Source organism: Saccharothrix luteola (assembly GCF_020859565.1).
Classification (GTDB): domain Bacteria; phylum Actinomycetota; class Actinomycetes; order Mycobacteriales; family Pseudonocardiaceae; genus Actinosynnema; species Actinosynnema luteola.
In genome coordinates this window covers 231,516-256,928 of record NZ_JAJHUO010000009.1, presented here as the reverse complement: position 1 = coordinate 256,928, position 25,413 = coordinate 231,516, and the positions used below count along the sequence as shown (strand labels likewise).

General features: G+C 73.0%; 19 protein-coding genes. 12 read left to right on the top strand and 7 right to left on the bottom strand.

The window, feature by feature from the left end:
* Positions 1–14: 14 nt before the first annotated feature.
* The 4 genes from LNK82_RS15075 to LNK82_RS15055 all read right to left on the bottom strand — a co-directional run bounded on the left by LNK82_RS15075 (position 15) and on the right by LNK82_RS15055 (position 8,346).
* The gene (locus tag LNK82_RS15075) at positions 15–2,852 is read right to left on the bottom strand and encodes a PQQ-dependent sugar dehydrogenase (protein ID WP_230567601.1); all 2,838 of its coding nucleotides are present in this window, start codon (positions 2,850–2,852) and stop codon (positions 15–17) included.
* 96 nt (positions 2,853–2,948) lie between these two features.
* The gene (locus LNK82_RS15065) at positions 2,949–5,339 is read right to left on the bottom strand and encodes a ricin-type beta-trefoil lectin domain protein (RefSeq protein ID WP_268996424.1); all 2,391 of its coding nucleotides are present in this window, start codon (positions 5,337–5,339) and stop codon (positions 2,949–2,951) included.
* Between the two features lie 270 nt (positions 5,340–5,609).
* The gene (locus tag LNK82_RS15060) at positions 5,610–7,154 is read right to left on the bottom strand and encodes a glycoside hydrolase family 76 protein (protein ID WP_230567600.1); all 1,545 of its coding nucleotides are present in this window, start codon (positions 7,152–7,154) and stop codon (positions 5,610–5,612) included.
* A gap of 343 nt (positions 7,155–7,497) precedes the next feature.
* On the bottom strand, positions 7,498–8,346 hold the full coding sequence (locus LNK82_RS15055) for a mycofactocin-coupled SDR family oxidoreductase (protein ID WP_230567599.1): 849 nt from the start codon (positions 8,344–8,346) through the stop codon (positions 7,498–7,500).
* 295 nt (positions 8,347–8,641) lie between these two features.
* On the opposite strand from LNK82_RS15055, the gene mftA reads away from it, so the two are divergent.
* From mftA to mftE, 12 genes are read left to right on the top strand one after another with little or no spacing between them, the layout of a single operon-like run.
* The gene (gene mftA / locus LNK82_RS15050) at positions 8,642–8,755 is read left to right on the top strand and encodes a mycofactocin precursor MftA (RefSeq protein ID WP_230567598.1); all 114 of its coding nucleotides are present in this window, start codon (positions 8,642–8,644) and stop codon (positions 8,753–8,755) included.
* A gap of 9 nt (positions 8,756–8,764) precedes the next feature.
* Complete coding sequence (gene mftB / locus LNK82_RS15045) at positions 8,765–9,052, top strand: mycofactocin biosynthesis chaperone MftB (protein WP_230567597.1); 288 nt, start codon at positions 8,765–8,767, stop codon at positions 9,050–9,052.
* Between the two features lie 10 nt (positions 9,053–9,062).
* On the top strand, positions 9,063–10,250 hold the full coding sequence (gene mftC / locus LNK82_RS15040) for a mycofactocin radical SAM maturase (protein WP_230567596.1): 1,188 nt from the start codon (positions 9,063–9,065) through the stop codon (positions 10,248–10,250).
* Positions 10,247–12,229 (top strand): mycofactocin system FadH/OYE family oxidoreductase 1, encoded by a 1,983-nt coding sequence (locus tag LNK82_RS15035; RefSeq protein ID WP_230567595.1) that lies wholly within the window; start codon positions 10,247–10,249, stop codon positions 12,227–12,229. The genes mftC and LNK82_RS15035 overlap by 4 nt, the downstream gene beginning before the upstream one ends.
* 1 nt (position 12,230) lies before the next feature.
* A complete protein-coding gene (locus tag LNK82_RS15030; RefSeq protein ID WP_230567594.1) occupies positions 12,231–14,186 on the top strand; it encodes a mycofactocin system FadH/OYE family oxidoreductase 2 in 1,956 nt (651 codons plus the stop codon).
* 59 nt (positions 14,187–14,245) lie between these two features.
* On the top strand, positions 14,246–15,163 hold the full coding sequence (locus LNK82_RS15025; RefSeq protein WP_230567593.1) for a mycofactocin-associated electron transfer flavoprotein alpha subunit: 918 nt from the start codon (positions 14,246–14,248) through the stop codon (positions 15,161–15,163).
* The gene (locus tag LNK82_RS15020) at positions 15,160–16,464 is read left to right on the top strand and encodes an FAD-dependent oxidoreductase (RefSeq protein WP_230567592.1); all 1,305 of its coding nucleotides are present in this window, start codon (positions 15,160–15,162) and stop codon (positions 16,462–16,464) included. Before LNK82_RS15025 ends, LNK82_RS15020 begins: the two co-directional genes overlap by 4 nt.
* Entirely contained in the window at positions 16,461–16,751 is a 291-nt protein-coding gene (locus LNK82_RS15015; protein ID WP_230567591.1) for a ferredoxin family protein, read from the top strand. The genes LNK82_RS15020 and LNK82_RS15015 overlap by 4 nt, the downstream gene beginning before the upstream one ends.
* Before the next feature lie 5 nt (positions 16,752–16,756).
* A complete protein-coding gene (locus LNK82_RS15010; RefSeq protein ID WP_230567590.1) occupies positions 16,757–17,605 on the top strand; it encodes a mycofactocin-associated electron transfer flavoprotein beta subunit in 849 nt (282 codons plus the stop codon).
* Positions 17,602–18,387: a mycofactocin-coupled SDR family oxidoreductase gene (locus tag LNK82_RS15005; RefSeq protein ID WP_230567589.1), complete on the top strand. Its 786-nt coding sequence runs from the start codon at positions 17,602–17,604 to the stop codon at positions 18,385–18,387. The genes LNK82_RS15010 and LNK82_RS15005 overlap by 4 nt, the downstream gene beginning before the upstream one ends.
* Entirely contained in the window at positions 18,384–19,736 is a 1,353-nt protein-coding gene (gene mftF, locus LNK82_RS15000) for a mycofactocin biosynthesis glycosyltransferase MftF (RefSeq protein ID WP_230567588.1), read from the top strand. Before LNK82_RS15005 ends, mftF begins: the two co-directional genes overlap by 4 nt.
* Entirely contained in the window at positions 19,733–20,428 is a 696-nt protein-coding gene (mftE, locus tag LNK82_RS14995) for a mycofactocin biosynthesis peptidyl-dipeptidase MftE (protein ID WP_230567587.1), read from the top strand. The genes mftF and mftE overlap by 4 nt, the downstream gene beginning before the upstream one ends.
* Before the next feature lie 109 nt (positions 20,429–20,537).
* Here the strand turns inward: mftE and LNK82_RS14990 are convergent, their stop codons facing one another.
* From LNK82_RS14990 to LNK82_RS14980, 3 genes are all read right to left on the bottom strand, one after another.
* A complete protein-coding gene (locus tag LNK82_RS14990) occupies positions 20,538–23,288 on the bottom strand; it encodes a helix-turn-helix transcriptional regulator (RefSeq protein ID WP_230567586.1) in 2,751 nt (916 codons plus the stop codon).
* A 224-nt stretch (positions 23,289–23,512) separates the two neighbouring features.
* On the bottom strand, positions 23,513–24,157 hold the full coding sequence (locus tag LNK82_RS14985) for a response regulator transcription factor (RefSeq protein ID WP_230567585.1): 645 nt from the start codon (positions 24,155–24,157) through the stop codon (positions 23,513–23,515).
* Positions 24,158–24,230: 73 nt separating this feature from the next.
* The gene (locus tag LNK82_RS14980; RefSeq protein ID WP_230567584.1) at positions 24,231–25,376 is read right to left on the bottom strand and encodes a sensor histidine kinase; all 1,146 of its coding nucleotides are present in this window, start codon (positions 25,374–25,376) and stop codon (positions 24,231–24,233) included.
* Positions 25,377–25,413: the final 37 nt, after the last annotated feature.

The following is a 25,413-nucleotide window of genomic DNA, read 5'->3' as shown; positions in this document are numbered from 1 at the left end:
AGCGGTCGTCGTGGTCAGGGTCCGATCCACTTCTGGTTGGCGGCGCCGTTGCAGTCCCGGATGTGCAGCGCGGTGCCGTCGGCGCTGCTGCCGCCCTCGGCGTCGAGGCAGCGCCCGGACTGCGGGTTCACCAGGGCGCCGCCGGCTCGCGCGATCCACTGCTGCGCGCCGCTGCCGTTGCACGTCCACAGCTGCGTGACCGTGCCGTTCGCCGTGCCGCCGGACCGCACGTCGAGGCACTTGCCCAGCGCGCGCAGCGACCGGTCGGCGGCCGTGGTCCACTGCTGCGCGTTGGTGCCGTTGCAGGTCCACAGCTGGATCTTCGTGCCGTCCGCGGTGGCCGCGCCGCTGACGTCGACGCACTTGCCGCCGATGCCGGTGATCGGACCGGTGCGGGGACCGGTGGCGAAGGTGAAGTCGTCGACGTCGAACAGCGCGCCCGCGCCGCCCTTGAACACCAGGTAGAGGGTGGTGGTGCCGGCGGGCCGGTTGGTCAGGCCCGCGCTGACGTCGGTGAACGTCTCCCAGCCACCGGTCACCGGCACGGCGGCCGAGCCGAGCAGCGTGCCGGTCGCGGACCCGGCCCGCACCTCGATGGTGCCCCCCGCACCGGCCGAGGCGACCCGCGCGGTCATCGTCGTCGCGTCGGTCAGCACGTAGGGCTGGAACGCGATCCAGTCGCCGTTGTGGATGTCGCCGACCGCCTTGCCGCCGTGCGCGGCGCCCTTGTCGTAGACCGTCACGCCGTTGGCCGAACCGTGGTGCTCGGCCTGCCGGTTCTTCGGCTGGGTGACGTGCTGGGTGTGGGTGGTCACGCCGCCGCTGTCGGTGTACTCCGCGTCCCAGACGCCGAAGATGTTGGCGTTGGGGTCGTGCTCGCCGTCCTGGGGTGTCTGGACGGTGCCCGAGCACCCGGTGGCCTCGGTCAGCTTGTGGCCGTGCGAGTCGTGCCCGAGGATGTAGCTGATCTTGACCTTGGCGCAGTCGACCGCGCCGTCCTCGGGGTCGGTCACGCTGATCCGGAACGGCACCGCGTCGCCGAACTCGAACAGCTGCCCGTGCTGCGGCAGGTGCAGGGTGACGGTCGGAGCCGTGTTGCCGACGGTCACCTGCACGCTCGCCGTGGCCGTCCGACCGGTGCTGTCGGTGACGGTGAGCGTGGCGGTGTAGGCGCCGTTGGCCGTGTAGGTGTGCTGCGGGTTGGCCGCCGTCGACGTCGCGCCGTCGCCGAACTTCCACGCGAACGTGATGGCGTCGCCGTCGGGGTCGGACGAGCCCGCCGACGAGAAGGCCACCGTCAGGGGCGCCTGGCCGGAGGTCTTGTCTGCGGCGGCCTTGGCGATCGGCGCGAGGCCGCCGGTCACGTGCTCGATCCGGTACAGCGCCGAGTTCGCGTCACCGGCGAACCAGCCCGTGCCGTAGTCCAGCACGTACAGCGCGCCGTCCGGGCCGAACGCCGAGTCCATCACCTGCGTGCCGGACCAGGGGAAGGCGGTGATCGCGCCCGGCGTGCCGTTGGCGTTCACCGTGATGTCCTTGATCCAGCGGCGGCCGAACTCCGTGCCGAAGAAGTGCCCGTCGTAGGACTGCGGGAACTTCACCGCGGAGTCGAGGTTCGGGTTGTAGCGGTAGACCGGGCCGCCCATGGGCGACTCGCTGCCGCAGCCGAACTCGGGCACGGAGCAGCCGTCGTAGGAGATCCAGGCCGCTTTCGCGGCGGGCAGCGTCGGCAGGCCGGTGTTGCGCGGCGAGTTGTTCGTCGGCCCGCCGGCGCAGTTGTACTTGGCCCCGGAGACGCCGGTGGCGAAGTTGTGGTCGTTGTAGGTCTCCTCGGTGGTGTTCGAGCCCGTGCAGTACGGCCAGCCGTAGAAGCCGGGGCCGGTGATGCGGTTGAACTCGACCTGGCCCGCCGGGCCGCGGGTGGCGCTCGTCGACCCCGCGTCCGGGCCGTAGTCGCCGAGGTAGACGACCCCGGTCGCCTTGTCCACGGAGAACCGGAACGGGTTGCGGAAGCCCATGGCGTAGATCTCGGCCCGGGTGCCCGCGGTGCCGGGTGCGAACATGTTGCCCGCCGGCACGGAGTAGCCGCCGTCCGCGTTGACCTTGATCCGCAGCAGCTTGCCGCGCAGGTCGTTGGTGTTGCCCGCGCTGCGCTGGGCGTCGAAGGCCGGGTTGCGGTTGGCGCGCTCGTCGAGCGGGCTGTAGCCGTCGGAGGCGAACGGGTTGGTGTCGTCGCCGGTGCTCAGGTAGAGGTTGCCGGCGGCGTCGAAGTCGAGGTCGCCGCCGACGTGGCAGCACGTGCCGCGGCTGGCGGGCACGTCCAGGACCACCTTCTCGCTCGCGGTGTTCAGCGTGCCGTCGGCGTTGAGCACGAAGCGGGACAGCCGGTTGACCCCGTTCCAGGCGGAGAAGTCGGTCCCGTCGGAGGGTGCGTCGCCGGCCGGTGTCGACAGCGGTGGCGCGTAGTAGAGGAACAGGTGGCGGTTCGTGGCGAAGTCCGGGTCGGCGGCGATGCCCTGCAAGCCCTCTTCGTCGTGGGAGTAGACGGTGAGCTTCCCGGCCACCTTGGTGGTGCCGGCGGCGTCGGTGAGCCGGATCGTGCCGTCCCTGGACGTGTGCAGGACCGACCGGTCGGGCAGCACGGTCATGGAGATCGGCTCGCCCATCTCGGCCGCGCCCTTGGCGAGCGTGACCTGCTGGAACGAGGGCGCGAGCGCTGCTCGCGGCGCCGAGTGGCCGAGCAGCGCGGGCGCTTGGGCGACGGCGGTCGTCGGTACGGCGGTCTGGACGGCGGCGGCCACCAGGAGCAGGGCGGCGGCGAGGCCGGTGCGGGTTCGCGGGGATCTGGTCATGGTGACGTCGTCCTCCTGGACTTCACTGCCGGGACGTGGGACGAGGGGTGGTCCGCCGGCCGGCAGGGCGACCGGCGGACCCGCGGATCCCCGCGATCAGGGAAGGACCCACTTCTGGTTGCCGACGTCGAGGCAGTCCCAGATGTGCAGCGCGGTGCCGTCGGCGGAGTTGTTGCCCGACACGTCGAGGCAGCGCCCCGACCTCGGGTTGCGCACCGAGCCGTCGGGCTGCGCGACCCACTGCTGGGCGCCGGTCCCGTTGCACGTCCAGAGCTGGGTGACGGTGCCGTTCGCCGAGCCGCCCTGCTGCACGTCCAGGCACTTGCCGAGCGCGCGGACCGTCCCGTCGGTCCCCACCGTCCACTGCTGCGCGACCGTGCCGTTGCACGTCCACAGCTGGACCTTCGTGCCGTCGGCCGTGCCCGCGTTGCTGATGTCCACGCACTTCGCGGCGAGGCCCGTGATCGGCCCGGTGCGGGCGGTCGTGCCCGGCTTGGTGTTGAGGGTGTACCAGGCCTCCGTGCTCCACAACGACTTGCCGGACTCGGAGGCGAACGGTCGGGGCGAGCGCAGGTGCACCACGTGCCCGTTCTGCAGGCCGGAGAGCATGACGGTGACCTTCTTGCGGTCCGCGGACGGCGTGGCCGACTGCACGGTCAACGCCTGCCGGCCGATCTTCGGCCCGCCGTAGGTCGACGTCGGCAGGTAGCGCCACTGCGTCGCCTGGTACTTGGCCGCGAGGTCCTGCACCGCCTGCGCGGACAGCGGCTGGGTGTACTCCAGCTCGAAGCCGCCCTGGATCGCCCGCATGGCGAGGATGTCGAACGCCTCCGCGCCGTTGGGCGTGAGCTTCTGCAGGCCGAAGTTCAGCTTGCCCGCCTGGCCCCAGTTGCCGCCCGCGCCGATGCCGCCGGTGTAGATCGCGCCGTCGGGGCCGAGGCTGATCCGGTTCACGCCCGATTCGAGCCCCTGCGTCATGCGGAACACCGCGCCCTGGTACTCGCCGCCGACCTTCTCCAGGAAGGCGCGTTGCAGACCGCCGTAGGTCACGTCACCGAAGACCAGCTGCCCGGCGAACGGTCCCGCGGTCAGCTGCACCGGGTTGCTCGGCGAGTTCGCGATCTCGTTCTGCGGCAGCCACAGCACCGGTGAGGTGATCGCGCGGTTGTCGAACGGGCCGACCGGGTTGGTGTAGTGGTTGAAGAACCGGTCCTGCTTGACGTGCAGCAGCTTCGACGACGGCAGCCAGCCGCCCTGGTTGTCGGTGACGAAGAGGTCGCCGTCGGGACCCCACCCGATGCCGTGGGGCGTGCGCAGCCCACCGGCGAGGTAGGTGATGGCGCCGGTGGCCTTGTCCACCTTGATCGTGGTGCCGCGGTTGGGCGCCGGCTGGGGATCGGTGGTGGCACCGCCGTAGTCGATCGCCACCGACAGGTTCAGGTAGAACGCGCCGTCCCGGTACAGCATCCCGAACGCGAACTCGTGGAAGTTGCCGCCGAACGGCCAGGTCGCGACGCGGCGGTAGTTGTCGGTCACCCCGTCGCCGTTGGTGTCGTTCAGCTCGGTGAGCCCGGCCTTCTCCGACACGTACAGCTTGCCGTCGACGTGCTTGATCCCCATCGGCTCCTGGAGGCCGGAGGCGATCCGCTGCGTGCGCACCTTCGAGGGGTCGGTGGCGCCGGTGACGCCGCTGATCAGGTGCACCTCGCCCAGCTTCGTGTTGGAGCCGCCCCAGGTGGCGATGGCGAGCCGGCCGTCCGGCAGCCAGTCCATGCCGCTGACTTGCGGCTCGAACCCGCTCGGGCGCAGGTTGGTCAGGGAGTACGCGGGGTGCACGGCGGTCAGCGGCAGGCCGTCGCCCGGTGCGTCCGCGCCGCCCTCGCACTCCTTGCGGCCCGGCGCGGTCACCCGGACCACGCCCGCGTCGGTGCTGAGCGCGGCGTTCGGCACGACGCTGAACCCGGTCGCGCCGGGCGGCTGCCACTCCAGGGTCAGCTGCTGGCCGCCCCCGTTGTCGAAGTGGTCGATCCGCAGGGCGTGGTAGCCGGCCCCGAGCTGGACCGAGCCGCTCTTCGACTCGCTGCCGTGCAGGCCGTCGTGGTCGACCACCACCGCGTTGTCGATCCGCAGCCGGGAGCCGTCGTCACTGGTGAGGCGGAAGCCGTAGGTGCCCGCGGTGGTGGTGGAGAGGTTGCCGGTCACCTCGGACAGGAAGCGGTCGCCGAGGCCGAAGTCCGCGGTGGTCGTCCAGTTGATCGACGGCATCACCTTGTCGACGTTCGGCGTCTGTCCGGTCTTGAGGGTGCACAGCCGGGCGAGCTCGGTCTGCATGTCGAAGACCCGGAGCGTCACGCCGGGCTCTTGGGGCGGAGGCGCCGCGGCGAGCGCGGGCGAGGAGGCGGACAGGGCCGCGGCCGTGACGAGGGCGGTCGAGGCGAGGGCGCCGGCGGCGCGCAGCCACCGGATGCGACGGGCAGGGGACGACATCGGGTGTTCTCCCTTGAACTAAGCCGGTGAGCAGGGGACTCGACTCGGCAAGGGGGTTCGGGGGCAGGGACCCCTGGGAGCCGGCGTGTTAGCCAGGTCACATCCGGCTAGGCGACCGTAAGGCGACTTTTGTACAGAGTCAACGAAAGACCGTACGGAAATTACGAAAGTGCTGCGAACCAGTGCACGACTGCCGACATTCGGGTGCAGCACGATCGGCAGATCGGCGCACCCGCGTTCCCGGCCCGCTCCGCGGTTGCCGTGGCCCGGTCAGCTCGCGGCGTTCATCAGGTCCACCGCGCTGTGCTGGCGCGCCGCGTCGCTGCGCTGGAACGGCCCGGCCCACGGCTGGTCGTAGGAGTCGCTGCTGGACCGGTCGCGCGCGTGGGCCGTGTCCGCCTGCCTCGTGAGGTAGGCGGTGTACGGGCGGTCCGGCAACGCCCGGTTCAGCTGACCGAGCCCGCGCACGAAGGCGCCCTTGAACGACGGCACGTCACCGCCGCCGCCGTTGTCGAACACGATCCCGCCGGGGTTGAGCGCCGTGCTCGTCGTCGACGCGTCGGCCAGCGTGCGCGCCCTGGCGAGGTACGCCGGGTCCGCGGTGGCGCGGTGCAGCTCGGTCAACGCGGCCAGTGGCACGCCCTGGTTGTAGCTCCACGGCGTCTGGCCGTTGTTGCGGCACGTGGAGGTGACGAGACCGTCGTTGACCAGGTTCGAGGCGTTGACCATCCCGCTGTTCTCGAACCACCTCCAGCCGTCCCGGGCGCGCTGCACGTAGGTCGTCTCACCGGGCAACCGGTTGTGCAACGCGGCGTTGAGCTGGACGTACAGCGAGTTGGCGATGGCGTTCTTGTAGGTCCGGCTCGACGTCCACCAGATGCCGCCGCCGCAGACCTGGTCCCAGTACCGGTGGACGTGGTCGGCGCCGGCGCGGGCGGTGTCGAGGTAGCGGCGGTCGCCGGTCAGGTCGTAGGCGGCGATCCACGCCAGGCCCCACCACGCGACGTCGTCGTTGTACTCGTTGATGAAGTTGCCGGCCCAGGCGGTCCGGTTGAGGTCGTAGGTCCGCGCGATGGCGTACCGGTAGCTGCCCATGCCGCTCACCCGCGCGTTGTCGATGATCGCGTTGAGCGCGTTGGCGGCGTTCCACCAGCCGGTGGTGTCGAACAGGCCGGTGGTCAGGTTGTACCGCTGCATCAGGGCGGTGGCCGCCGCGGTGGCGCGGTTCCCGGCGTTCCACGTCGTGCGGTACCAGCTCGTGCAGGCGATGGACGACGACCCGGCCGGGCGGCCGCAGGCCCGCAGCAGCCCGACGCCGAGGTTCGCCCAGTCGTCCACGTTGTGCATGGACGTGCGCCAGCCGCCGTAGCCCGCCGGCGTCGTGGTCGAGCCGAGCTTGGGCTGCCAGGTGACCCCGGCGTCGTAGGAGCGGTCGAGCCAGACCTCGTCGCCCTGACCGCCGCCGGAGATCACCGCCCAGCCCATGGTCTCGGTGCCGTCGAAGTGCAACGCGACCCGGCGTGCGCCGACGGGCACGGCCTGGGCGACGCGCTCGCCCGCGGAGAGGGCGGGGTCGCGTCCGTCGCAGTGGAGGTTGCAGACCGGTCCCGCGGCGATCGACCGGGACTCGGCGGACGGCCGGGACGGCGACCGGTGCGCGCTCGGCGGCAAGGCGGGGTCGCGGTCGTCGCAGTAGCTGTCGCAGACGGTGTTGGCCGACGGAGGCGCGGTGACCGGATCCGGTGGAGTCGGCGATCCGGCCGGCAAGACCACGAAGGACAGGAGCAGGGATGCTTGAACGACGGTGTTCAGCACGGGACCTCCCCCACGGGAGTGGGTGGCCGACAGGGTGTGAGAACGCTCTCACACCGAGGCTAGGTCCGGCCTTCGCACAGCGTCAACACGGAGCGCAGAACAGGTCGGCCGCGCCGTGATTCCCGGTTTCGACCGGTCGCCGGCGGTGGGCGGCGACGCACGGCGTCGACCACCCCGATCACTGCGTGGATGAACCCGGTAGGGGTTGTCCGAGAATTCGCCGTCCACTTGACTCGGGAACTCCTCGGACGCCATTGCGCGAAATCGCGACAATTGCTCCAGTGGGCGGCGACCCGGTGGCGGGTGGCGTCAACGGCCACCCCGCCACCGGGCGCTCACGACTTCACTTGCCCTGCTTGACCAATGCGCCGGCGTCGATCTTCAGGTGCGTGCCGGTGGTGTAGCGCGATTCGTCCGATGCGAGGTACAGGACGGCGTGCGAGACGTCCTCCGGCTCCACGAACGGGATCGGCATGGCGTGGAACGCGAAGAAGCCCTGCACGCCCTCCTCCGGGGTGGGCTCCTCCAGGTCCGGCCGGAAGATCTTGTACATCGACGGGTTGTGCATCATCGCGGTGTTGACGTTGGACGGGTGCACCGCGTTGATCCGGATGCTCATCGGCGCCAGCTGCGTGGCGAGGATGTTGGTGTAGAGCACCAGGGTCTGCTTGGCGACCGAGTACGCCGCGCCGCCGGGGCCCATCGGGCCGGGGTCGCCGTGACCCGGCATCAGGCCGACCGCGGAGCCGACGATGATGACCGACGAGCCGGGCTGCAGGTAGGACAGCGACGAGTGCACGGTGTTGAGCACACCCGTCAGGTTGATGTCGACGATCTGGGTGAACGTGCTGAGCGGACGGCCCGGGCCGAGCTGCGCGATGCCCGCGTTCGGGATCACCACGTCCAGCTTGCCGAGCTCCGCCACGCCGGCGTCGATCGCCTGCTGGAGCGCGGCGCGGTCCCGCACGTCGACCTTCGCGGTGTACGCCCGACGCCCGGCCTTCTCGATCAGGCGGGCGGTCTCCTCCAGGTCCTCCTCCGAGGCCATCGGGTAGTCGATACCCGGGAGGTCCTCGCAGAGGTCGAGGGCGATGATGTCGGCGCCCTCCTCGGCGAGCCGCACCGCGTGGCTGCGACCCTGCCCACGCGCCGCGCCCGTGATGAGCACGACCTTGTCTTCAACGCGGCCCATTGTGCGGCCTCCTGCCATCGCTGTGAACGAACAATTCGTCGGACGGGTGCCGCGACCACCGGTTCCGGCGTTCCGCGTCGGAACGCGCGAACACCCGTCGGAGCATTAACACCCGGCAACTGTCTACCCTTCCCCGGCAGCCCGGGGAAGACATTCGACCCCCTAGCGGCCCGGTGTTCCCGTGACGCCCGCAATCCCCTGTCGGGGTAAGGGGACTAGGGGCTAGGCACTCCTGCGACCCCTGGTTACAGTCGTCCACTGAACCGGTTTGAGCAGCCGATCCGAGGAGCACGGCATGAGCGGCACCCAGGACACCTCAATTCCGCAGAACGACGCCGACAACGCGTTGGTGGAAGCCGACTTGCTCGTCGAGGACGTGTCGATCGACGGCATGTGCGGCGTCTACTAGGTCGACCGGATGGAATTCGACCCGGACCGCCCGTACCGCTGCTCGCCCGCGCTCGCGCTGCGCCCGGAACCGTTCGGCGCGCTCGCCTACCACTTCGGCACCCGTCGGCTGTCGTTCCTCAAGTCGACCAAGCTGGTCGAGGTGGTGCGCTCGCTGGAGCACCACCCCTCCGCCGCCGCCGCGCTCGTGGCCGCGGAGGTCGGCCCCGAGGAGCACCGCACGTACTTGGCGGCTCTCGCCCGGCTCGCCGAGGCGGGCACGATCGAACCGCGCCCGCCGGGCCCACCACCTCGCTGAAAGGCGCGCGATGAAGCTGTCCGAGCACTTCAAGCTGGGTCTGGACGCCCCGATCTGCCTGACCTGGGAGTTGACCTACGCCTGCAACCTGGCGTGCGTGCACTGCCTGTCGTCGTCGGGCAGGCGCGACCCGCGGGAGCTGAGCACCCAGGAGTGCCGGGCGCTGATCGACGAGTTCCAGCGCATGCAGGTCTTCTACGTCAACATCGGCGGCGGCGAGCCGACCGTGCGCCCCGACTTCTGGGAACTGGTCGACTACGCCGTGGACCACCAGGTGGGGGTGAAGTTCTCCACCAACGGCGTGCGCATCGACCGCGCCCGGGCCCGCGCGCTGGCCGCGTCCGACTACGTCGACGTGCAGATCTCGTTGGACGGCGCGACCGCCGAGGTCAACGACGTGGTGCGCGGCCCCGGCTCGTACGCCACGGCGTTGCGGGCGATGGCGAACCTGCGCGACGAGGGCTTCCGCGACTTCAAGATCAGCGTGGTGATGACCCGGCAGAACGTCGGCCAGCTGGACGACTTCGCGGCCATCGCCGAGGAGCACGGCGCGCAGCTGCGGATCACCCGGCTGCGCCCGTCCGGTCGCGGCGCCGACGTGTGGGACGAGTTGCACCCGACCGCCGAGCAGCAGTTGCGGCTGTACGAGTGGCTGTCGGCCAACGGCGACCGGGTGCTCACCGGCGATTCGTTCTTCCACCTCAACGCGCTGGGCTCGACGCCGTTGCCGGGGCTCAACCTGTGCGGCGCCGGCCGGGTGGTGTGCCTGGTCGACCCGGTGGGCGACGTCTACGCGTGCCCGTTCGCGATCCACCGGGAGTTCCTGGCGGGCAACGTGCGCGAGCCGGGCGGTTTCACCGGGGTGTGGCGGGGGTCCGACCTGTTCGCCCGGCTGCGGGAGCCCTCCGACGGCGGCGCGTGCTCGTCGTGCTCGGCGTTCGACTCGTGCCAGGGCGGGTGCATGGCGGCGAAGTTCTTCACCGGCCTGCCGCTGGACGGGCCCGACCCGGAGTGCGTGCGCGGGCACGGCGAACGCGCATTGGCCACGGTCGGCGCGGCGCCGCGGTCGGACGTCGACCACTCGCGCCGCAAGGCGGTGCCGCTCCAGGTGACCTTCGGTCCGCCCGCCGTCGTGCCCGCGCCGGCCTTGCGCCCGTGCGACCCGAATCCGCTGAGCGGGTTCGAAGTGCCGCGATGAACGCGTTGACCGGACCGGTCGCGCTGGCCGGTAGGACCGCGCCGAGCCGGGTGCTGTTCGGGCCGCACGAGACCAACCTGGGTGACGGGCGCGCGCTGTCCGAGCGGCACGTCGCGTACTACGAGCGGCGGGCCGCCGGCGGGGCCGGGCTGATCGTCACCGAGACGGCGAGCGTGCACGACTCGGACTGGCCCTACGAACGCGCGCCGCTGGCGATGTCGTGCGCCGACGGGTGGCGGGCGGTGGTCGCGGCGTGCCGTCCGCACGGCGCGCTGGTGCTGGCGGGGTTGGGCCACGCGGGTTCGCAGGGCAGTTCGGCCTACGGGCAGCGGGCGTTGTGGGGGCCGTCGCGGGTGGCCGACGTGGTGAGCCGCGAGCTGCCGGCCGAGGTGGAGGAGCGCGAGATCGCGGCGCTCGTGGCGGGGTTCGCCGCGGCGGCGGCCTCGGCGGTGGCGTGCGACCTGGACGGGGTGGAGGTCGACGCCGGGCAGTACTCCCTGCTGCGGCAGTTCCTCTCCGGGCTGACCAACCAGCGCGGCGACCGCTACGGGGAGGACCGGACGGCGCTGCTGGTCGAGGTGCTGGCGGCGGTGCGGGGCGAGTTGGGCGACGGGCGGGTGCTGGGACTGCGGCTGTCGTGCGACGAGCTGGCGCCGTGGGCCGGGATCACGCCGGAGCACGCGGTGTCGTCGTTCGCCGGCTTCGCCGACGTGGTCGACTACGTGGTGCCGGTGCGCGGGTCGGCGATGAACCTGTCCGCGACGCGGCCCGACTCGCACACCGAGCCCGGGTTCAACGCGGGGCTGTGCCGGGCGGTTCGCGAGGCCGTGTCGGGGCGTGCGGCCGTCGTGTGGCAGGGCAGCGTGGTCGACCCGGGCGCGGCGCGTGCGGGGATCGAGGACGGCACGGCGGACCTGGTGGAGATGACCCGGGCGCAGATCGCCGAGCCGCGCCTGGTGTCGCTGGTGCGGGCGGGGACGCCGGAGCGCATCCGGCCTTGCGTGCTGTGCAACCAGTTCTGCCGGGTGCGTGACAGCCGCAACCCGCGGGTGAGCTGCCTGGGCGAGCCGAGCAGCGGGTACGAGGGCGAAGAGCCGGCGGTGGACCTGCCTTGGCCTGGTTCGGGTTCGAACGGGCGCGCGGGTTCGGGTTCGGCGTCGGATGAGGTGCTGGTGGTCGGTGGCGGGCCCGCCGGGTTGGAGGCGGCGCGGGTGTTGGCGTTGCGCGGGCGTTCCGTGCGGTTGGTGGAGCAGGAGGACAGGCTCGGGGGGACGTTGTCGGTCGCGGCGCAGCTCGCCGGGCGGTCGCGGCTGGCGGAGTTGGCTCAGTGGCTGGAGCGGGAGGTGCGGCGGCTCGGCGTGCGGGTCGAGACCGGGACCCGTGTCGACCTCTCCGACCTCGACCCCGCGACCCCTGTACTTCTCGCCACCGGGTCGGTCGCCGGACCGCGGGCGTACACGTCCGACGGGCCCGTGGTCGAGACGCGCGACCTGCTGGCGGGACTCGCCGCAGGCGCGCGAGTGGACGACCTCGTACCCGCCGGGCCGGTGCTGGTGGTGGACCCCGTCGGCGACTGGACCGGTGCGGGCACGGCGGAACTGCTGGCGGCGGCTGGTCGGGACACCGCCATCGTCACGCAGGACCCGGTGATCGCCACCCAGCTCGCCATCATCGGTGACCTGGCCGCGGCCAACACCCGGTTGCAGGTGGCGGGCGTGCGGCTGCACAAGCGGGCGATGCTGCGCCGGGTGCTCGACGGGCGCGCGGAGCTGGTGAACGTCATCACCGGCGTGGAGTCCACTGTGGACTGCGCGGTGGTGGTGCACTGCGGGCACCGGCTGCCCGCTCCGACGCCGGCCGGACTGCCCTCGGCGGGTGACTGCGTCGCGCCGCGCACGGTGCACCAGGCCGTCCTCGAAGGCCGACGTGTCGCACGGTCCATGGCCACGCGGCCGACGCCTGTGCTCGGGCGGGTGTGACGTGTCCCGCTACCGCTACCTGTTCTCCCCCGTCCGGCTCGGCCCGGTCGTCGTGCCCAACCGGATCGTGTTCGCCGCGCACCTGACCAACCAGGCGCGGCACGGCCTGCCCAGCGAGGCGCACGCGGAGTACTACGCCGCACGCGCGGCCGGCGGCGCGGGCCTGATCATCACCGAGGAGCACTCGACCCACGTCACGGACTGGCCGTACGAGAAGCTGGTGCACGGCTTCCGGCGCGAGGCGATCGCGGGCTACCGCAGGATCACCGACGCGGTGCACGCGCACGGCGTGCCCATCTTCGCGCAGCTCAACCACAACGGCGGCCAGGCGTCCTCGATGTACTCGCGGCTGCCGGTGTGGGCGCCGTCGGCGGTCCCCGACCCGCTCTTCCGCGAAGTGCCCAAGGCGATGGACCACGGCGAGATCGCCGAGGTGGTGGCCGGCTACCGCACCGTCGCCGCGCACTGCGTGGAGGGCGGTTTCGACGGCGTGGAGCTGCAGTGCTCGCACTCCTCGATCGTGCGCGGCTTCCTGTCGCCCGTGACGAACCTGCGCACCGACCGCTACGGCGGTTCGCCGCGCAACCGGGCCCGCATCCTGCTGGAGATCATCGAGGCGGTCCGGGAGGCGATCGGACCGGACCGGGCGCTGGGCGTGCGGCTCTGCGGTGACGAGCTGATCGAGAACGGCACGCGGATCGAGGACGCCGTCGAGGTCGCGCGGATGGTCGAGGCGACCGGCGCGGTGGACTACCTCAACACCTCGATCGGCGTGGCGACCTCGACCCTGTTCATGATCGAGGCGTCGATGGCGTTCCCGCCCGGGTACGCGCTGCACATCGCGAGCGCGATCCGCGAGGCCGTCCGCCTGCCCGTCGTCGGCTCGGGTCGGATCAAGGACCCGGCGCAGGCCGAGCGCGCGCTCGCGGAGGGCCAGTGCGACCTCGTCGGCGTGGTGCGCGGGCAGATCGCGGACCCGGAGTTCGCCGCGAAGGCGCGGGCGGGGCGGGCCGGCGACGTCAACGCCTGCCTGTCGTGCAACCAGGAGTGCGTGGGCCGGGTCGGGTTGGGGCGTTGGCTGGGCTGCGTGGTGAACCCGCGCGCCGGGCGGGAGGCCGTCGTGCTGCCGACGCCGCGCCGACGAGGCCGGCGGGTGCTCGTGGTGGGCGGCGGGCCGGCGGGGTTGAAGGCCGCGGCGACGGCCGCGCAGCGCGGGCACGACGTGACGCTGCTGGAGCGCGCCGCGCAGGTGGGTGGCCAGGTGGCGCTGGCGGCCACCGTGCCGAGCCGGGTGGAGCTGGGTGAGCTGGTGCGCGGGCTGCTCGCGGAGTGCGGGCGGTCCGGGGTGGAGCTGCGGACGGGCGTGAGCGTCGACGCGGGGTGGCTGCGGGCGCAGGCGCCGGACGTGGTCGTGCTGGCCACCGGCGCCAGGCCGAAGCGCCCGTGGTGGGCAGGCGAGCTGGAACGGGTGGTGGACGTGCGGGATGTCCTGGAGGGGCGGGCGGCGCCGTTCGGTGACGTGCTCGTGGTGGACGAGCTGGGGTTCCACCAGGCGACCTCGGTGGCCGAGCTGCTGGCCGACCGACGTGCCGCGGTGCGGATCAGCACGCCCGGCATGGTGGTCGGCCAGGACCTCGGGCTCACGCTGGACCTGGAGATGTTCACGATCCGCGCGCACGCCAAGGGGATCGCCCAGTCGACCGACGAGGTGGTGACCGGCGCGTGGCAGGCGGAGGACGGCGGTGTGCTGGTCGACGTGCACACGCACACCACCGGGGTGACCGTGCAGCAGCGCTACGACTGGGTGGTGTGCGCGGTGCACCAGGACCCGGAGGACGGGCTGTGGCACGACCTGCGGGACGCGCCGTTCGAGGTGCACCGGGTGGGTGACTGCCTGACGCCGCGGCGCGCGGACTCGGCGGTCGCCGAAGGCCACCGGACGGCGGCAGCCCTGTGAACACCACAGCCGGGGCCCGAGATCCGGTCGAGCCCGATATCGGTGGTCTGGCCGAGGTGGTGCCAGAAGCGGGAGCCGTGGCCAAGCGCGTCGCGGTCGTCCCCGTACGTGACGGTGTGGTGCCCCTGGGCGCGGACGAGGCGGTCGCCGAGGCCGGCGGGGTGGCGTTGATCGTCGGCACCGGCACGCGGGCGGCGGCTGAAGCGCTCCGCGCGGTGGTCTCGGGCACGCTCGTCGAGGCCGGGGCGTTCGCGCCCGGCCGGTGGGCGCGCGGACTCGCCCGCGCACTCGCCGCGCACCACTGCGTGATCCTGCCGGGCTCACCGGACGGCCGCGACCTCGCGCCCCGGCTCGCCGCCGAACTCGGCCGCCCGCTGCTGCCCGGCGCGGTGCGGGTGTCGGACGGCGGCGCGGAAGTGGTGCGCTGGGACGGTCGGGTGAGCGTCGAGCTCGCCGTGGAGGGGCCGTTCGTCGCGACGCTGCTGCCCGGCGTGCGCGGCGTCCACGCGGTCGACGGCACCCCCGACCTGGTCGAATCGTCAGCCGACCACCAGCACGCCGAGGACGCGGCGTCGGTCGAGGTGCTGGCGCCCGACCCGGCCACCGCCGACCTGGCCGAGGCGCCCCGGATCTTCGGCGCCGGCATCGGGCTGGGCGACGCGCGGGCCGTCGCCGTGATGGCACGCGTGGCCGCGGCGCTCGGCGCGTCCGCGGGCGCCACCAGGGCGGTCACCGATGCCGACTGGGCGGACGCCGAGCGGCAGATCGGCACCACCGGCGTCGTGGTGAACCCCGAGCTGTACGTGGCGTTCGGCGTGTCCGGCGCGGTGCAGCACACCAGCGGGCTCGGCGACCCGGCGCACGTGGTGAGCGTGAACACCGACCCGTCCTGCCCCATGACCGCGATGGCGCACCTCGGCATCGTGGCCGACGCGCCCGCGGTGCTGTCCGAGTTGGCCGCGAGGTTGGGCGTATGAGCGAGTTCGACGTGGTGGTGGTCGGCGCGGGACCAGCGGGATCGGCGGCGGCGCTGGAGGTCGCCCGGTCCGGCCGCTCGGTCGCCCTGGTCGAGCGCGGCCCGTTCCCCGGCTCGAAGAACGTCTACGGCGGCGTGGTGTACGGCCGCGTGCTGGACGACCTGGTGCCGAACTGGTGGGAGCGCATGCCGGTGGAGCGCTGGGTCACCCGCCGGTCCACCATGGTCATGTCCGGCGAACGCGCGCTCACCGTCGACTTCCGCACGCAGGACTGGGGCCGACCGCCCTACAACGGCGCCACCGTGCACCGGGCCGACCTGGACCCGTGGCTCGCCGGGCTCGCGGTCGAGGCGGGCGCGGTCCTCGTGCCCTCCACCGTGGCGACCGGGCTGCTGCGCGGGCCGGACGGCGCGGTCGCCGGCGTCCGCACGGACCGCCCGGACGGCGACCTGCGCGCCGGCGTCGTGATCGCGTGCGACGGCGTGAACTCGTTCCTGGCCAAGGAAGCCGGCCTGTTCGACGGCTCGCGCCAGGCGGAGCACACCGTGCTCGGGGTGAAGGAGACCATCGCCCTGCCGCGCGAGGTGATCGACCAGCGGTTCGCGCTGCGCGGCGACGAAGGCGCGGACATCGAGATGCTCGGCTGCACGGGCGACGTGCCCGGCGGCGGTTTCCTCTACACCCAGCGGGAATCGGTCTCGCTCGGCGTCGTGCTCTCGCTGCCCGGCCTGGCCGCCGCGCGCACCCGGCCGGAGGCCCTGCTCGCCGACCTCAAGCGGCACCCGGCGATCGCGCCGCTCGTCGCGGGCGGCGAGGTGGTCGAGTACTCGGCGCACCTGATCCCCGAGGGCGGCTACCTCCACCTGCCGCGACTGGCCGGCGACGGGCTGCTGGTCGCGGGCGACGCGGCCGGGTTGTGCCTGGCGGCCGGGATCTGGTTGGAGGGCGTGAACTTCGCCCTCGGCTCGGGCGCGCAGGCCGGGCGCAGCGCGGTGGCGGCGCTGGACGAGGGCGACACCTCGAAGCGCGGCCTGGCGGGGTACCGCAAGGCGTTGGAGCGCTCGTTCGTGCTCGCCGACCACCGCAAGCTCCGCGACATCCCGGGTCTGGTGATGTCGGACCGGGTGCAGCGCCAGTACCCGGGGCTGCTGTGCGACCTGGCGCAGTCGGTGTTCCAGGTCGACAACCCCCGGCCCAAGCCGGGGCTGCGCGGGCTGTTGCGGCGCAGCGCGAAGGACAACGGGGTGCGGCTGCGCCACCTGGTGCGCGACGCCGTGACCGGGATGCGGGGGTTCGGATGAGCTACGCCGAGCGGGCGTTCGACGACGTGCTGTCCACTGTGGAGTTCCACGTCGGCGAGCGGGCGCACATCACGGTGGACAACTCGGTCTGCGCCTCGTGCACCTCCCAGGTGTGCGTGAGCGCGTGCCCGGCCGACCTGTTCGTGCCCATGGCCGACGGCGGGATCCTCTTCAACTACGAGCACTGCTTCGAGTGCGGCACGTGCTACCTGTTGTGCGACAAGCCGGGTGCGATCACCTGGACCTACCCCGACGGCGGCCACGGCGTCGTCTTCACGAAGGGGTGAGGCCGGTGCTGGTCGTCGCCGCCCTGCGCTGGACCGCGACCCACGCCTCGGTCGACCCGCTCACCGGGCGGGTGCGGCGCAACCCGCGCGCCGGCGGGCTCTCCGAGGCCGACCGCTGCGCGCTCGAACACGCCGTGCGCCTGGCCTCCGCGCTGCCCGACGCCCGCTGCGTCGCGGTGGCGCTCGGCCCGCCCGAGGCGGACGACGTGCTGCGCCTGGCGCTCGAAGTCGGCGTGGACGAGGTGCTGCGGATCGACCACCCGGCGGACGACGACCACACCGACGACGGCAGCCGGACCGCGGCGGCGCTGCTGGCCGGGCTGCGCGCCGGACCCGGCGCGCCGGACGTCGTGCTGTGCGGGGACCGCTCGTCGGACCGCGGCACCGGGACCACCCCCGCGTTCCTGGCCGGGTTGCTCGGCGCGCGGCAGGCGTTGGGCCTGTGCGAACTGGGGCTGCGGGACGGTGAGCTGCACGGCGTGCGGCGGCTCGACGGCGGCCGGCGCGAACGGCTGCGGATCGGTTTCCCCGCCGTGTGCTCGGTGGAGCCCGGCGCGGTGCGGCTGCGACGAGGTGCGCTGCCCGCGGTGCTCGCCGCCCGGCAGGCCGTGATCCCGGTGGTGTCGCCCGGTGTCCGCGCGGACAACCGGGTGACGGTCACCGGCGTGCGCCCCTACCGACCGCGTCCCCGCGTGCTCCCGGCGGCGAGCGCCGCGTCGCACCACGAGCGCATCCTGGCGCTGTCCGGGCCGACCGGCCCGAAGGTCCGCTCGCGCGTCGTCACGCCCAGGACGCCGCAGGCCGCGGCCGACGAGCTGATGGCGTTCCTGCGCGAGCACGGGTACCTGCCGTGACGCCGCGCGTGGCCGTGGTCACCGGAGCCGCGCGCGGCATCGGCGCGGCGGTCGTCCGCCAGCTCGCCGAGCAGGGCTGGCGGGTCGTCGCGGTCGACGTCCCCGGCGACCTGCCCGGCGTGCCGTACCCGCTGGGCACGCGCGAGCAGTTGGCGGAGCTGGCGGGACGGTGGCCGGGCCGGGTGCTCGACGTCGTCGCCGACGTGCGCGACCAGTCCGGTGTGGACGGTGCGGTCGCGTTGGCGGAACGGGAGTTCGGCCGGCTGGACGCGGCGGTGGCCGGCGCGGCGGTGATGGTCGGCGGCACGCCGCTGTGGGAGACCACCGACGAGCAGTGGGACGCCCTGTTCGACAGCGGGGTGCGCGGCGTGCTGAACCTGGCCAGGGCCGCCGTGCCCGCGCTGCTGCGGGTGCCGGCGCCGCGCTCGGGACGGTTCGTCGCCCTCGCCTCCGCCGCCGCGCACCGCGGGTTGTGGCGCCTCGCCGGGTACAACGCCGCCAAGCACGCCGTGGTCGGCCTGGTCCGCGGGCTGGCGACCGACCTGCGCGGCACGGGCGTCACGGCCACCGCCGTCTCCCCCGGTTCGACCACGACGGACATGCTGACCGCGAGCGCCGCGCTGTACGGGCTGGCGGACGTGTCCGAGTTCGCCGCCCACCAGCTCGTCGAGCGGCTGCTCGACCCGGACGAGGTCGCCGCCGCGGTGAGCTGGCTGTGCGGCCCGCAGTCCTCGGCCGTCACCGGAACCGTGCTGCACGCCGACGGAGGGTTCACCGCATGAGCGAGTTGTGGCTTCGCCTCGATGGGGGCACCCGGACGTTGGCCGGTGGTCGCGTGGTCCTCGGCGGGTCGCCGTACCGGGTGATGCGCCTGTCGGCGACCGGCGCGGAGGTCGTCCGGTCGTGGCTCGACGGCGAGCCGGTCGGCGACGACCCCGCCCGGCGGGCGCTGGCCCAGCGGCTGGTGCGCGCGGGGATGGTGCACCCGGTCTACAAGGTCGGCCTCACGACCGCGGACGTCACCGCCGTGACACCGGTGCGCGACCAGCCCGGCGAGCTGCGCACCGTGGACGGCGTCGCGGCCTCGATCGTCGTCGACGACGGGTCGGCGCGGAGGGTGCCCGGCGCGGCGGTGCGGCACCCGGTCGCGCGCGGTCCGGCGGCGGCCCGCAACGCCGGTGCGGCGCTCGTGCGCACCGAGCTGGTGGCGTTCCTCGACGCCGACGTCCACCCGGACCCCGGTTGGCTGGACGCCGTGCTGCCGCACTTCGCCGACCCCGAGGTGGCCCTGGTCGCGCCGCGGGTGCGCAGCGTGCCCGGTGACTCGGCCCTGGCCCGGTACGAACTCGTCCGGTCGCCGCTCGACCTCGGCACGGCGCCGGGGCCGGTGCGCCCCGGCGCGCGGATCAGCTACATGCCGAGCGCCGCGATCGTCATGCGCGCCTCGGTGCTGCGCGAGATGGGCGGCTTCGACGAGAGCCTGCGCTTCGGCGAGGACGTGGACCTGGTGTGGCGCATGGTGGCCGCCGGGCACCTGGTGCGCTACGAACCCGCGTCCACGGTGGCGCACGAGCCGCGGTCGACGTGGCGGAAGTGGCTGCGCCAGCGGTTCGACTACGGCACGGGCGCGGCGCCGTTGGGACTCCGGCACGGTCCCGCCGTGACGCCGGTGAAGATGTCGCCGTGGAGCGCGCTGGCCTGGGCGTTGGCCGCGGTGGGCCTGCCCGTGGCGGGCGCGGGCGTGGCGCTGGGCACGGCGGCGCTGCTGCCGCGCAAGCTGAAGCGGTACGAGGTGCCCGAGGTGGACTCGCTGCGGCTCGCGATCCAGGGCCACCTCGGCGCGGGCACGCAGGCGGCCGACGCGATCACCAGGGTGTACGGACCGGTGGCGATGCCGCTGATGGCGTTGTCGAAGCGGGGGCGGCGGCTGCTGGCCGCGTCGCTCGCGCGGCACCTCGTGGAGTGGCGGGACAGCCAGGTCGAGCTGGACCCGGCGCGGTTCCTGGGGCTCCGCGTCGTCGACGACCTGGCGTACGGCTGCGGGGTGTGGTGGGGGTGCGTGAAGCACCGGACCGTCCAGCCGCTGCTGCCGGAGCTCGTCGACTGGCCCGGCAAGCTACCGCCGCGGTGAGGGCGCTCAGCGACCTCACGTGGCCCGAGGTGGCCGAGCTGGCGGCCCGCAGCGTGCTGGTGGTGCCGATCGGCTCGACCGAGCAGCACGGGCCGCACCTGCCCGGCACGGTGGACACCGAGGTGGCGGCGTGCCTGGCCGAGCGGGTGGCCGCGGCGCGGCCGTGGGCGGTGCTGGCGCCCGCCGTGCCCTACGGGTCGAGCGGGGAGCACGCCGGGTTCCCGGGCACGCTGTCGATCGGGCGCCACGTGGTGGAGGCGCTGGTGCTGGAGCTGGTGCGGTCGGCCGAGGTGTTCGCCGGGGTGCTGCTGGTGTCCGGTCACGGCGGCAACGCCGTGCCGCTGAGCCGGGCGGTGGCGGCGGCGGTCGCGGAAGGGCGGGCGGCGGCGGTCTGGTCGCCGACGGGTCCGCCGCGCGACAGCCACGCCGGGCACACCGAGACGTCGGTGATGCTCGCGGTGCGCCCGGAGGCCGTGCGGCTGGACCGGTTGGAACGCGGCGACACCCGCCCGTTGCCGGAAATCATGGGCGTGCTGCGCGAACGAGGCCTGCGACCCGTCACCGCGAACGGCGTGCTGGGCGACCCGAGGATGGCCTCGGCCGAGGCGGGCCACCGCGTCCTGACCCGGTGGACCGCCGACCTGCTGGCCGAGGCGGACCGCTTCCACCAAGTCCACATCGGCCGGTCGTGATGCCCGCGTGTGGTTCCCGTTGGGGCATCGCGCACACGCCATGCCCCAACGGGAACCTCACGCGCGCCACCGCTGACGGAACGGTCGGCGACGTCGGCGTGACCGCCGGCTACGACACGCCCTGTGCCGTCAGGACCGAGGCCAGGTCGCCGCGGTTGTTGGCGTTCAGCTTGCGGTACACGCGGGTCAGGTGTTGTTCGACCGTGCTGACCGTGATGTAGAGCGTGCGGGCGATCTCGCGGTTCGAGTGCCCTCTCGCCGCGAGCATCGCGACCCGCTGCTCGGCGTTGCTCAGCACCTGCGCGCCCTCGTCACCGCGAGGCGTGAGGGTGACCGGCCGCGCGTCCGGCGCGTGCATGACCGGCGTCGTCGGGTGCGGCGCGGTGCGCTGCCGTGACGTGGCCCCCACCGACCCCGTCGGCGTGACGGCGCGGCAGGCCTTGGCGACCTGCTCCGCGCGGCTGGCGGTCTGGCGCGACAGCTCGACCTCCCCCAGGTGCTTCTGCACCGCGCTCAGGTCGGAGAGCGCCCTGGCCAACTCGTACCGGTCGCCCGAGGTGTGCAGGGCGTTGATGGCCTGCTTGAGCAGGGCCGGCCGGTGCGCGGGCTCGGTGGCCAGCGCGAGCAGCCGCAGCGAGATGCCCTTGGTACGCAGGTCGACGCACCGGCCGGGTTCGAGCTGCTGGCTGAGCAGGTCGCGCGCCTCGGACACCCGCTTGAGCTTGAGGCTCGCCTCCGCGACGTCGCTGCGCCACGACACGAGCGCCGGCACGTCCAGGCCCCACTTCTCCGCCTGCGCGCCCGCGTCCCGGAAGTCCCGGATCGCGGCGAGCGCCCGGTCGGTGGCGAGCAGGTGGTGCCCGCGCGCTTGGAGGTACCGCAGCCCGCCCAGGGTGGAGAACATCGACTCGGGCACGACGACGGAGTTCAGGACCTCGGCGGCTTCCTGGTGTCTGCCCGTCCTGGTCAACGCGCTCACCAGGACGGAGACCGGGTAGCCGACGACCATGCCCCAGTTCTGCGGCGGCAGGACCCGCAACGCGGTCTCGGCGTTCGCCTTGGCCGCCGCCAGGTCGCCGCACCGCAGCGCCACCTCGGCCCTGATGTTGCTGAACACCGCCAGCCACGTGCTCGCGCCGCGCCTGGTCGCCTCGTCCACCAGCGAGTCGCACCACTCGGTGGCCTTGTCGAGCCGGTTGCCGTAGGCGAGCGCGAGCAGCGCCGACGACACGATGCCGAGCGTGTTGTCACCGAGGCAGTAGCTGCGCACGATCTGCTCGGCGCTCGCCGACGCGGCGTCGTTGGCGCCCTCCGTCCACACCGTCTCGACCGCGGCCACCGCCTGCGACCACGGGTCGCCCGCCGCGGGCCGGTCGGACGGGGGGAAGTGGTTGCGCCCCGACCCGTAGATCAGGTGGTGGGCCAGCCGCAGCTCGGCCTCGATCAGGGGATCGGAGAGCGCCGCGCTGTCGTGCGCCGCGCGCAGGACGTCCGCGATCTCCTCGTCGTCGCCGTTCCACAGCGCGCAGCGGATGAGGACGACGGCGTCGCGGCCGGACAGCTTGCCCTCCTGCAACGCCGTGCGCAGGGCGGGCACATAAGGCGCGGCGGCGGCCGGGTTCAGCCGCCAGGAGGCGCGCGCGAGCATGGCCGTGATCGTCAACTTGGTCTGCTCGTCGACACACGCGGTGAACGCGAGCTTGAGGCAGCGCAGCGCCAGCTGCACGCGGTCGGTGGCCAGGGCCTGCTCGGCGGCGGCGCGCAGCAGGCCGACGCCCCAGCCGTCCGGGACGCAGCCGGCCGAGATGATGTGGTCGGCGACGTCCATCGCGGACGCGCCGCGGCGGTGCAGCATCTCGGCGACGTCCAGGTGCGCGGTGGCGCGCTCGCAGGCCGACATGCCGCCGAGGACGGCGTCCCGGACCGCGGGGTGCCGGACCCGGCCCGCCGTGAGGATCCCTGCCTCGGTGAGGATGGCGAGGACCTGCTCGACGTCCTTGCCGTCCACCCCGGTCAGCAAGGAGAGCTCGGTCGGCTGGCTGAGGTCGCCCAGCACCGCGACGGCACGGGCCACGTCCAGCGTCTGGTTGTCCCAGCGGTGCAGGCACGACAGCACGGCGTGCCGGAACGCCGGGCCCACGACCGGCTCGCACCGCTCGGCGTCGCCGCTGTTGAGGTAGTCCTCCAGCAGCGCCTGCACCAGCATCGCGTTGCCGCCGCTGAGCCGGTGGACCTCCGGAGCCAGCCTGCCCGCCTCGGCCGGGTCCACGACGGACCGCTCGACCAGCTCGGCCACGCCGAGCCTGGTCAACCGGGCGAGGTGGAGCCGGTCGTGCGGGCGGCGGGTGATCTCGGAGCCGAACAGGAGGTCGGTCGGCTGCGACCGGTCCCACTCGGTGACCACGAGCAGGATGCGCGCCCAGCCGAGCCGCCGCTGCAAGTACAGCAGGAGGCGGCGGGACTGGGCGTCGGCGTACTGGACGTCGTCCACGCCGATGACCAGCGGTCGGTCCTTGGCCAGGTCCAGGATGATCGCGCAGATCTCCCGGGCCGTCTGCGCCTCGTCGGCGGAGGAGGCGAGCCGGTCCCACACCCGTTCGGCGACGCCGCTGGGCAAGCCGGCGCTGTGGAACAACTGGTCGAGCACCCCCGCCGGCAAGCCGGTCTCGTCACGGGAGCCGCTGGCGCCGAGAAAAGTCGCACCACCGGCCGTCACCAACCCCGCGAATTCGTGAAGAAGTTTCGTCTTGCCGCTCGCGGGCCCACCGCGCACCACGACCAGTTGGCCACAGCCCGCGGAGATTTCCGCGAGGCGACCTTGCAGCAAATCGAACGCTTCCTCGTATTGAACAAACGCCATGCGTCTGACCCCCAAGCCAGCTCACGGGTACATCACTCAAAGCGAAGACCTGAACACGGCGCGAGAGGTATCCGTATCAATACGAGACGACCGGGGAGCCGTGGTAGGACGGCGCCCCGATACTCTTCACCGTGCGTGGTGGTCGCTGGTGCGACCGAGTGGAGCCTACCCACAAACGGATGGGGTGTGGTGTGTTCGCGGACATTCCGCGAAAAGGGTTCCCGCTACGCGTGACCGAGATAGGTGAGCACGGCGCGCACGCGTCGGTGCTCATCGGGAGTCACATCGAGGCCGAGTTTGGCGAAGATGTTGCCGATATGTTTCTCGACCGCCCCCGAGGAGACGTGCAGGTCCCGTTCGATAGCCCGATTGGACAGACCTTGGGCCATTAGGCCGAGTACTTCCGTCTCCCGGTGCGTCAACGCGGCGAGCGGGTCGACCTTGCGCCGCGCGATGAGCTGCGAGATGACCTCGGGGTCGATCGCGGTGCCGCCTGCCGCGACCCGGCGCACCGAGTCGAGGAACTCCGCCACGTCGGCCACGCGCTCCTTGAGCAGGTAGCCGATGCCGGTCGTGCCGCCGGCCAGCAGCTCGGCCGCGTAGGTCTCCTCGACGTACTGGGACAGCACCAGGACGGGCAGGTCCTTGACGATCTCGCGGGCCGCCACCGCGGCGCGCAGCCCCTCGTCGGTGAACGTCGGCGGCAGCCGCACGTCCACGATCGCCATGTCCGGCCGGTGCTCCTCGACCGCGCGCAGGAAGTCGTCGGGGTTGTCCACGGCGGCGACCGTCTCCATGCCCTCGTCGGCCAGCAGGCGCTGCACCCCCGCCCGGAGCAGAGCGGCGTCCTCGACGATCACAACACGCATGCGCTCTCCTGACAGCAATGCCGGTACGCGAGGCACCCTACCGGCCGAGCACCGCGGCACCCGGCGCTTCGCGTCACCACGAACAGGGCAGCTCAGCGCGGATGACGGTGGGTCCGCCGACCGGGCTCTCCACGGTGATCACACCGTCGATGGTGGCCGCGCGGTCGGCCAGCCCGGCGAGCCCGCCGCCCGGGCGGATCTTCGCGCCGCCGACGCCGTTGTCGGTGACCTCCACGGTGACGCCGTCGCCGTCGCGGCGCGCCCGCACGGTCACCTCGGTCGCCTCCGCGTACTTGGCCGCGTTGGTCAGCGACTCGGCGACGATGAAGTAGGCCGTCGTCTCCACCGCCGCCGGCGGCCGGGGGTTGAGCTTGGTGTCGATGCGCACGTCCATCGGCGACTTCGCCGCGAGCGCGGACAGCGCGGCGTCGAGGCCCCGGTCGCGCAGCACCGCGGGCGAGATGCCGCGGGCCAGGTCGCGCAGCTCCGACACGGCGAGCTTGGCGCCGACGTGCGCCTCCTCGATGAACTCGCGCGCGGACTCAGGGTCCTGGGCCAGCCGCATCTTGGCCTGGCCCAGGCTCATCGCGACCGACACCAGCCGCTGCTGGGCGCCGTCGTGCAGGTCGCGCTCGATGCGGCGGCGCTCGGCCTCGGCGGCGTCGACGCCGCGCGCCCGTGACGCCTGGAGGCGTTCGGCCCGCCGTTGCAGCTCGGACTTCTTGGTCGGGCCCAGCACGCCGCGCGCGACCAGGCCGTGGGCGAAGCCGATCCACGGCACGGCCCAGATGCTGACCGGCACGAGGACGACGCCGATCGCCGCGACGGCGAGCTCGGCGAGGCCCAGCGGCATCGCGAGCGCCACGTAGGCGACCTCGCGCCACGTCCGCGAGTCCGTGATGCGCCGGAACACGCGGCGGATCAGACCGCGGTCCTCGTCCGGGTCGAACTCGATGGGTGCCACCGGCGGCACCTCGACGTCGAGCATCCGACCGACCCACTGCCGCTCGATCCGGCAGAACCAGCCGGTCATCCGCAGCGTGCCCTCGACGATGGGTATGCCGATCCAGATCGGGGTGGTGATCGCGCCGACCACCAGGCCGGTGAACGTCAGGCCGAACTGGACGACGCGCGGGACGGCGCTGGCGAAGAAGAAGCCCAACGTCCGCAGGATGCCCTTGCGGGACCCGGCGAACACCCCGTCCCTGCGCACCAACATGTCGCCTCCGACCTGAACGTCACCGCCCGTTGATGGC

Excerpts from the sequence above, each read along its gene's own strand:
- LNK82_RS15015 (WP_230567591.1), top strand. The coding sequence starts at position 16,461 with ATGAGCTACGCCGAGCGGGCGTTCGACGACGTGCTGTCCACTGTGGAG.
- LNK82_RS15065 (WP_268996424.1), bottom strand. The coding sequence starts at position 5,339 with ATGTCGTCCCCTGCCCGTCGCATCCGGTGGCTGCGCGCCGCCGGCGCC.
- LNK82_RS15055 (WP_230567599.1), bottom strand. The coding sequence starts at position 8,346 with ATGGGCCGCGTTGAAGACAAGGTCGTGCTCATCACGGGCGCGGCGCGT.
- mftB (WP_230567597.1), top strand. The coding sequence starts at position 8,765 with ATGGAATTCGACCCGGACCGCCCGTACCGCTGCTCGCCCGCGCTCGCG.
- LNK82_RS15035 (WP_230567595.1), top strand. The coding sequence starts at position 10,247 with ATGAACGCGTTGACCGGACCGGTCGCGCTGGCCGGTAGGACCGCGCCG.
- LNK82_RS14980 (WP_230567584.1), bottom strand. The coding sequence starts at position 25,376 with ATGTTGGTGCGCAGGGACGGGGTGTTCGCCGGGTCCCGCAAGGGCATC.
- LNK82_RS15020 (WP_230567592.1), top strand. The coding sequence starts at position 15,160 with ATGAGCGAGTTCGACGTGGTGGTGGTCGGCGCGGGACCAGCGGGATCG.
- mftA (WP_230567598.1), top strand. The coding sequence starts at position 8,642 with ATGAGCGGCACCCAGGACACCTCAATTCCGCAGAACGACGCCGACAAC.
- LNK82_RS15075 (WP_230567601.1), bottom strand. The coding sequence starts at position 2,852 with ATGACCAGATCCCCGCGAACCCGCACCGGCCTCGCCGCCGCCCTGCTC.
- mftC (WP_230567596.1), top strand. The coding sequence starts at position 9,063 with ATGAAGCTGTCCGAGCACTTCAAGCTGGGTCTGGACGCCCCGATCTGC.
- mftF (WP_230567588.1), top strand. The coding sequence starts at position 18,384 with ATGAGCGAGTTGTGGCTTCGCCTCGATGGGGGCACCCGGACGTTGGCC.
- LNK82_RS14985 (WP_230567585.1), bottom strand. The coding sequence starts at position 24,157 with ATGCGTGTTGTGATCGTCGAGGACGCCGCTCTGCTCCGGGCGGGGGTG.
- LNK82_RS14990 (WP_230567586.1), bottom strand. The coding sequence starts at position 23,288 with ATGGCGTTTGTTCAATACGAGGAAGCGTTCGATTTGCTGCAAGGTCGC.